Raw genomic sequence first — 7744 nt, 5'->3', positions numbered from 1 at the left:
CCGTGCGCCGATGAAGCAATTGTCTTCGATGATGGTCGGGTTCGCCTGCAGCGGTTCAAGGACGCCTCCAATGCCGGTGCCGGCCGAGATATGGCAATTCTTGCCGACCTGCGCGCACGAGCCGACGGAGGCCCAGGTGTCGATCATTGTGCCTTCGCCGACATAGGCGCCGATGTTCACATAGGACGGCATCAGGACCGCATTCTTCGCAATGAAGGCGCCGCGGCGCACAGCGGCCGGGGGCACCGCACGAAAGCCCGCGGCCTCGAATTCGGATGAGCCCCAGCCCTGAAATTTCGATGGAACCTTGTCCCACCAGTTGCCGCCGCCGGGCACGCCGGAAATCATGCCATTGGCATTCAAGCGGAAGGACAGCAGAACAGCCTTTTTCAGCCATTGATGGACAGTCCAGTTGCCGTCGCCATTTGGGCTGGCCACGCGGGCCTCACCGGAGTCGAGCAGGTCAATGGCCGCCTCGACGGCTTCGCGCACCTCACCCCGTGTCTGTGTGTTCAGGGTGTCGCGGCTTTCCCACGCCTGTTCAATCGCATTGGCCAGGGCTTGTGTCATCTGTCTCTCCGGGGGCAGGTCTTAGTCGAGTGTTTCAATCGCCGCCTCAAGGAAGGCAGCAAGGTCGCCCGTCACATAGTCTATGTGGTCAGGCCCGTCATCCCCCAACAGATCGTCCAGATTGGCAGGACGCGCCTCAATCGGCTCGTGGCTCCAATCCTTTTCGGAGTGCACCAGAACCGTCGTGAAGCCCATATCCTTGGCTGGAAGGAGATTGCGCGCGAGATCCTCGAAGAAGATTGCCTTGCGCGGGGCCACATCATGCAGCGCACAAAACCGATCATAGGAGCTCTGGTTCGGCTTGGGAGTGTACTCAGCGTCCTCGATACCGAAGCTCCCGTGGAACAGGTCTTCCAGCCCCATCTTGCCAACAACCCGCTCGGCATGGCGACGCGAGCCATTCGTGTAAACGAATTTCCGACCCGGCAGCGCGCTGATTGCCTGGCGCAAAACCGGCAAGTCCGGCAGTGGCGACAAGTCTATGTCATGCACATGATGCAGAAAATCGGCAGGATCGATCTTGTGCACCTTCATCAGGCCGGACAGCGTCGTCCCATAGGTTGCATAATAATGTTTCTGCACCTTGCGCGCCTCCAGCGGCGGCAATTCCAGCAGGCGCGAGACGAAATCCGTCATGCGCGTGTCGATCTCGGCGAACAGGTCGCACTCTGCTGGATAGAGCGTGTTGTCGAGGTCGAACACCCAATCCGTAACATGTCCGAAATTGCCGAACGGTGCGAGGTGTACACCCGCCTTTGGAGAGGTCATTGACTACCGGCCTTGGCGAAGTCCCGCTCGAAGAACTCAAACACGAGACGCTGGTCAACTGGCTCCGGTGCGGCAGCGAACAGCGCAGTGCGATAGGCGGACGCTTCGCAGTCATCCCGGCCAACGATCGCAAACTTTGCCCGGCCCACACAGAACGGATCCGATGCCTTTGCCAGCGTTCGGATGCGCGTCCCATCTTCCATCTCGCCAAAGACATAGTGCTCGGTGCCGCGAAGGGCCTTGTCGATCACTCGCGCGCAACCTCCCGCCTCGAGCATCCACCAGCCACGGCTCTCCCAGCCCTCGGTGCCGCGGCGTCCGATGGCGCTCCAGATCCGTTTGTCGGTGCGGTTGCACAGGGTAAACCCGACATTGCGGCCATTCTCCTTCGCCACCTGCTCCAGGAAGTCGATGAGGTCTGAATCCGACGTCGAGTCAGGCAGATTGTTCTCTTCCAGAAATTTGCCGATGGCGGTGCGGGTCTTGTATCCGATCCGGCCATCAATCGCGCCTGACAATACGCCCGCCTCTTCCAGCAGGCGCTGAATCCCGGCTGCCTGCGCGGTCGCGCGGTCATAATTTTCGATTTCGGTGAAAGTTGTCGTCCAGCGGGAGCGGCTGGAAATGTCGACCGCCCGGAAACCTCGCGCTTCCAGACCCATTGCATTGCAATTGGGCGGGCTTTCCAACGAGAAACCACCGGTGGGGTCCACGCAGAGTTCGCGCTCGCCGCCCCACTCTCTCAGGCCACCCCGATGGGCCGTCGATGTACGCCCATAGACATAATGGATTTTCGGATCGAGCGGCGCCCGCACGGCGACCTGACAGGAGCCTGGCTGCAATTTGGTCCAGCCATCCACATTGACGGAGCCGCCTACAGGGCGGCCAACCGCTGTTTCGATGATAAAGCTGGTCTCGTTACACAGCTTCCAACCATCGCCCGTCCCTTGTGCGTGCGCTATTGCGGGCAAACCCGCCGCTGCTGCAACAAAAGCAAGACCTTTAAGAAATGAGCGTACCTGCGCCATGTTCGGTAAATAGCTCCATGAGCAGGGCGTGCGGGGCACGCCCATCGAGGATCACTGCCGCCCCGACCCCATGTTTTACGGATTGGGCCGCAGTTTCAAGCTTCGGTATCATGCCACCTGCAGCTGTGCCGTCCGCGATCAGGTCAGGAATGGCATCCACGGCAATCTCGCGCATCAAATTCTTCTGCTTGTCGAGCACGCCAGCGACATCTGTCAGCAGGAACAGGCGGCTAGCGCCCAGTGCCGAGGCCAGCGCGCCGGCAGATGTGTCTGCATTCACATTGTAACGATGGCCATCCTTGCCGACTCCGACCGGGGCAACCACCGGAATCAACTGGGAGTCGGACTTCAGGAGCGCATCGATCACGCTTGTATCCACTGCAGTCGGCTCACCCACAAATCCAAGGTCCAGAACCTGTTCGATATGGCTGTCCGGATCGCGTTCGGTTTTCTTGGCCTTCTCGGCCTGGATCAGATTGCCGTCCGACCCGGACAGGCCAACGGCCTTGCCGCCCGCCTGATTGATCGCCCGCACAATGGATTTGTTGATAGGCCCCGACAGGACCATCTCGACCACTTCCATCGTCGCTTCGTCGGTTACCCGCAGGCCGCCCTTGAATTCGGACACGATGCCCAGCCGGTCCAGCAATTTGCCAATCTGAGGCCCGCCGCCATGCACGATGACGGGATGAATTCCCAGTGTTTTCAGCAAAACCACGTCGCGCGCAAAGATTGCCGACAGGCGCTCGTCCACCATGGCGTGACCGCCATACTTCACGACAATTGTCTTGCCAGCATAGCGCTGGATATAGGGCAGCGCTTCTGAGAGCGTCTGGGCGGTGAATTGCGCAGCGGAGATCTGGTCTGTCATGCGGGCCCCTTTAGCGCGGATCGCCGCCGTGACAAACTCGAATTCTAGAGGGCCCGATGCATGTACACGCTGTTCGGATCAAGCGTGTAGTCACCAAATGGCGAACAATAGACAAAGCCATACGCCTCATAGATGCGCCGTGCTGGCAGGAATCCGACCATGGACCCGGTTTCCAGATACAGCGCCGAATAGTTGCGCTGCTCTGCTTCGGCCATGATGTGTTCCAGCATGCGGCGGCCATGCCCCTGCCCGCGCAGGTCCGAACGCGTATGCATGGATTTCACTTCGCCCACACCGCCTGGCAACTCCTTCAGTGCCCCGCACCCAACGAGAACTTCCTCGTCCCACATTGACCAGACTGTCACGTCCGGTGCCCGCAATCCTTCCGCAGGCAGGAAGTGGCAACTGCCCGGAGGGGATAATGCCAACATCAAATTCGCGTGCGTCTGGAGAAGGGCCAGCATGGCAGGGCTGGTCACGTCATCAACTTTGATCTCGATTGGCATGAATGCACGGCTCCAGATTATTCTCCGGCGCACATGTAATCTCAATTCGTGGCGCTATTCCAGTCCGGCGATTTCGGCGCGAAGTTCGGGGATGCCCCACCCCTTCTCAGACGAAGTCTGGCGAACAACTGGATGCGCCGCGCCGCGTTTTTTCAGCTTGCCGGCGATCTCTTCAACGAGCTTTTCGACTTCGGACTTCTGCATCTTGTCGACCTTGGTCAGGACGATCTGATAGGTGACCGCCGACTTGTCGAGCATGGTCATAACCTCCTCGTCAGTGTCCATCAGGCCCCGGCGAGAATCGACCAACAGGAACACCCGGCGCAACGACGGACGGCCCCGAAGATAGGAGCGTGTCAGCCGCATCCAGCCCTCGGCCTGTGTCCGGCTGACCTTGGCATAGCCAAAGCCCGGCAGATCGACGAGGAACATGCGGCCTTCGCCGAGGTCAAAATAATTGATCTCGCGCGTGCGGCCGGGTTCCGCAGAAGACCGCGCCAGCTTGGCGCGATTGGTCAGCGCGTTGATGAGCGATGACTTGCCGACATTGGACCGCCCCGCAAAGCAGACTTCCGGACGATCCGCTGTGGGCAGGCCCTTCAGGTCCACCACGCCTTTGACAAACACGACCGACCCGGCGAACAGGACGCGGCCCGCTTCGAGCGCGTCTTCACTGAAGGCGTCTCCGGTTTCCATCAGACTAGTCCGCCGCTTTCTTCTTGCCGCGCACAAGTCGGCTGACAAATTTGCCAATCTCGGTGTCGACACCGTTCCGCCGCATGATGAAATATTGCTGCGCGAAGGAGAGCAGGTTTGACCATACCCAGTACATCACAAGGCCTGCCGCAAATCCGCCGAACACGAACATGAAGACCAGCGGCATGGCCTGAATGATCCGGCGCTGTGTCGGGTCTGGAGGTGGCGGGCTGAGAGTCTGGATGGCCGCCATGGTCACGCCATAGAGAATTGGCAGGATGCCAATACCAATGATGATGCCGATGATCGGAATCGCCTTGATGTCCGCGGCTGACCACCACGGGATGAGACCGAACAGGTTGCCGATGGCCGTGGGATCAGGTGCCGACAAATCCTTCAGGAAGCCGAAAGAGGCATGGCGCATCTCGATGGTCACATAAAGCGTCTTGTAGAGCGCATAGAAGATGGGAATCGTGAACAGGATCGGCAAACAGCCGCCGACCGGGTTCGCGCCTTCCTGTTTGTACAGCTTCATGACTTCCTGCTGCTGGCGCTGCGGATCGGCTTTGAAGCGCTCGCGGATTTCCTGCATCGGCTCTTGCAGCTTCTTCATTTTCGCCATGGACTTGTAGCTCTGATTGTAGAGCGGCACGAGCGGGAGCTTGATCAGAACCGTGAAGGCCAGAATCGCCCAGCCAAACGAGCCCACAATGCCGGACAGCCATTCCAGCGCATAGAAGAAGGGCTTGGTCAGGAAGAAGGCCCAGCCCCAGTCGATGGCATCCACCATTCCGGGAATACCCAGTTCGTTCTGATACTGTTGCAGCACTTCAAACCGTTTCGCACCGGCATAAAGGCTGTTGGCCATGGTCTGGCTTTCGCCGGGCGCAATCGTCAGTGGCGCGGATTCCGTGCGCACTTCCAGCGGCTGGCCACGTGACAGCTTGCGCTTGTCAACAAGGCCCGCAAAGAACTGGTCCTGTTGGGGCACGAGCGCGCCCAGCCAATACATGTCCGACAGGCCCCACCAACCGCCCTGGTCAGATGGGAACGTGCCTTCACTGGTCTCGCCCTTGATGTCCTTCAACTGGAACAAGGGCTTGTATTTCTTCAGGCGCAGTTCGCCGTTCACGACGCCCATCAGACCCATATGTGCAAGGCCGTTCTTGGCCGAGGAGCCCGGATCGGTTGTCTCAAGGAATTCCTTGTAATCCCCATGCCGCTCGATCGAGCCAATCGCGCGAAGCTGGCGCGCTTCGCCGGAATTATTGGTGACCGTATCCGTGAAGGTGAAGAGATAGTCCTCATCAACAGAGATCACCCGGTCGATGACAAGGCCTTCTGTCTCGAGCCGCAGTATCAACGGATTGCCGGGCGTCAGCTGCCCTTCCCCGACTTGGCTCCAGGGCGAATTGCGTCCTGCGACCAATTTCGATCCATCCGCCCAATACCAGGTGGCGAAATATCCAAACTCGGTGTTTTCCGGACGAAACAGGCGAACTTCCTGTTCCTTGTCGACAGTGAGGTAGTGCTTTTTCAGGCTGAGATCGTCGATGCGCGAGCCAGCAAGGCGGATCGACCCATCCACAGAGGCGGCATCAAACGGCACGCGGGCATCATCCTGCAGCGCTTCCTCGACCGGCTTGATTTCAGCAATCGCCGGCGCATCAGAGGCCACTGTCGGGCCGGTTTGCTGCTCGGCCTCGCGCACGGCCTGATTGGCTTCGAATTCTTCCTGGGCGGGCTTCATGATGAAGGCCTGGTAGGCAAAAACGAACGCGATCATCGCGACCATGGCGATCAGAAAATTGCGCTGGTCAGGTTTTTCCATCTGGCGGGATCCCGGCAAATCTTGTGAGCACGCCGGAATCGGCGGCAGGGGTTAATCAGCGGCGAGGCTTATCAGCGCGCTTTCCATATCGTCAAGCAAACGCGGCCACGCAATGTCAGCGGTGTCCATACGTGCAATGAAGACATAATCCCACCCCGGTTTTCCATGCTGCGGCAAGAGAACACGCGCCGCTTCGCGCAAGCGCCGTTTCGCCCGGTTGCGAATGACCGCATTCCCGATCTTCTTGGTGGCGGTAAATCCAGCGCCGGCATGCGCGCCCGGACTGGCCCCTTTACGGCGTCGCGCCTGCACCAAAAGGGCGTTGCGCCGCTCGGTTTTTCCGTGACGCACATAAAGAAATTGAGGTCGCACGCGAAGACGGGCGACCTCAAATTCGGTTTTATCTGTTTTGCTGGTCATGGCCTGTTGCCGCCTGCGTGAGACGGTCCGTGGCCTGCCGCCTTAAGCGGACAGTGACTTGCGGCCCTTGGCGCGGCGACGTGCCAGCACCTTGCGGCCGTTTTTAGTCGACATGCGCTCGCGGAAACCATGGGTGCGGCTGCGGCGAAGGTTGCTTGGCTGGAAAGTGCGTTTCATGGGTCTGCTCTGAAAGCTAAGAATCTCGGAAAGAGGGGCCAATACAGGCAGCAGAGGTTCGAAGTCAAGCCGAACCGACAGCCAGAACCGAATAAATCTGTCTCTCCGCGCCCAAGACTCTTTACATGGCCAGAGAGTCTTGTGAACTCTGCACGCTGAGGCTGGGCAAAAGAGTTCGAAGAGGTCCAATGCGGTTTCCACGCTTTGCCATCCCGTGCCTGTTGGCCATGATCGCGCTTCCCATCACAGCGCACGCACAGTTCATAGACTATGACCGTCTGGATGCCCGGCTGACGCGGCTCGCCGCAGATGAAGACATTGTCGGCCTCTCTGTTGCCGTGATCGACCGGGGCGAGGTCGCCTTTGCCAAAGGGTATGGCATCACCCAGTCGGGCGGAGAGCCCGTTACAGACGAGACGGTGTTTCGTTGGGCATCCTTGTCCAAAGGCGTGGCCGCGACCGAAGTCGCGATCCTTGCGACAGAAGCGCGCCTGAACATCACCGACCCGGTATCGAAATACGCAACCACGCTGCGACTTCCCAATGGCGGTGAAACCACGGCGACGCTCGAAGATGTGCTTTCGCACCGACTGGGTATCCTGCCGAATGCCTATGATACGCGGCTGGAAGATGGTTGGGACCCAGCCGAGATTCGCAACAGCCTGAAATCGCTGAAGCCCATCTGTCCGATTGGTGACTGTCACACCTATCAGAATGTTGCCTATGACAGCATCGCCGAAGTGATCGAGGACGTGACCCAGTCGCGCTATGCTGATGCCGTAGAGACCTCAATATTCAAACCCATCGGCATGGTAACGGCCAGCATCGGTCGCGCCGGGCTTGAAAACTCCCGGTCCTGGGCCCGTCCGCATTCAAA

Annotated in this window: 10 protein-coding genes; 1 reads left to right on the top strand and 9 read right to left on the bottom strand. The window is 59.3% G+C overall.

Annotation, left to right across the window (positions count from 1 at the left end; translation table 11 throughout):
• The 9 genes from B4F73_RS11250 to rpmH form a co-directional block, all read right to left on the bottom strand.
• Nucleotides 1–570 (bottom strand): 2,3,4,5-tetrahydropyridine-2,6-dicarboxylate N-succinyltransferase (locus B4F73_RS11250; protein ID WP_290483291.1); only part of this gene is annotated, 570 nt, incomplete at its 3' end.
• 21 nt (nucleotides 571–591) lie between these two features.
• On the bottom strand, nucleotides 592–1338 hold the full coding sequence (locus tag B4F73_RS11245; protein ID WP_206991901.1) for a pyrimidine 5'-nucleotidase: 747 nt from the start codon (nucleotides 1336–1338) through the stop codon (nucleotides 592–594).
• Complete coding sequence (locus tag B4F73_RS11240) at nucleotides 1335–2366, bottom strand: DUF1036 domain-containing protein (RefSeq protein WP_206991900.1); 1032 nt, start codon at nucleotides 2364–2366, stop codon at nucleotides 1335–1337. The genes B4F73_RS11245 and B4F73_RS11240 overlap by 4 nt, the downstream gene beginning before the upstream one ends.
• Nucleotides 2341–3237 (bottom strand): acetylglutamate kinase, encoded by an 897-nt coding sequence (gene argB / locus B4F73_RS11235; RefSeq protein ID WP_206991899.1) that lies wholly within the window; start codon nucleotides 3235–3237, stop codon nucleotides 2341–2343. Before argB ends, B4F73_RS11240 begins: the two co-directional genes overlap by 26 nt.
• A gap of 44 nt (nucleotides 3238–3281) precedes the next feature.
• Nucleotides 3282–3743 carry a GNAT family N-acetyltransferase gene (locus tag B4F73_RS11230; RefSeq protein WP_198019835.1) on the bottom strand — a complete coding sequence of 154 codons (462 nt, stop codon included), beginning with the start codon at nucleotides 3741–3743 and terminating at the stop codon, nucleotides 3282–3284.
• 54 nt (nucleotides 3744–3797) lie between these two features.
• Nucleotides 3798–4439: a ribosome biogenesis GTP-binding protein YihA/YsxC gene (yihA, locus tag B4F73_RS11225; RefSeq protein ID WP_206991898.1), complete on the bottom strand. Its 642-nt coding sequence runs from the start codon at nucleotides 4437–4439 to the stop codon at nucleotides 3798–3800.
• A 4-nt stretch (nucleotides 4440–4443) separates the two neighbouring features.
• Nucleotides 4444–6270: a membrane protein insertase YidC gene (gene yidC / locus B4F73_RS11220; protein ID WP_290483290.1), complete on the bottom strand. Its 1827-nt coding sequence runs from the start codon at nucleotides 6268–6270 to the stop codon at nucleotides 4444–4446.
• A 51-nt stretch (nucleotides 6271–6321) separates the two neighbouring features.
• Nucleotides 6322–6690, bottom strand: coding sequence for a ribonuclease P protein component (rnpA, locus tag B4F73_RS11215; protein WP_290483289.1), 369 nt, complete (start codon nucleotides 6688–6690; stop codon nucleotides 6322–6324).
• A gap of 42 nt (nucleotides 6691–6732) precedes the next feature.
• Complete coding sequence (rpmH, locus tag B4F73_RS11210; RefSeq protein WP_034817532.1) at nucleotides 6733–6867, bottom strand: 50S ribosomal protein L34; 135 nt, start codon at nucleotides 6865–6867, stop codon at nucleotides 6733–6735.
• 188 nt (nucleotides 6868–7055) lie between these two features.
• Here rpmH and B4F73_RS11205 point away from each other — a divergent pair.
• The coding region (locus tag B4F73_RS11205; protein WP_290481257.1) for a serine hydrolase domain-containing protein at nucleotides 7056–7744 on the top strand (689 nt) is incomplete at its 3' end.

This window comes from Hyphomonas sp. UBA3601 (genome assembly GCF_002375605.1).
GTDB lineage: Bacteria > Pseudomonadota > Alphaproteobacteria > Caulobacterales > Hyphomonadaceae > Hyphomonas.
Note: the sequence above shows the minus strand (reverse complement) of the source record. Positions and strands in the feature narration are given on the sequence as shown.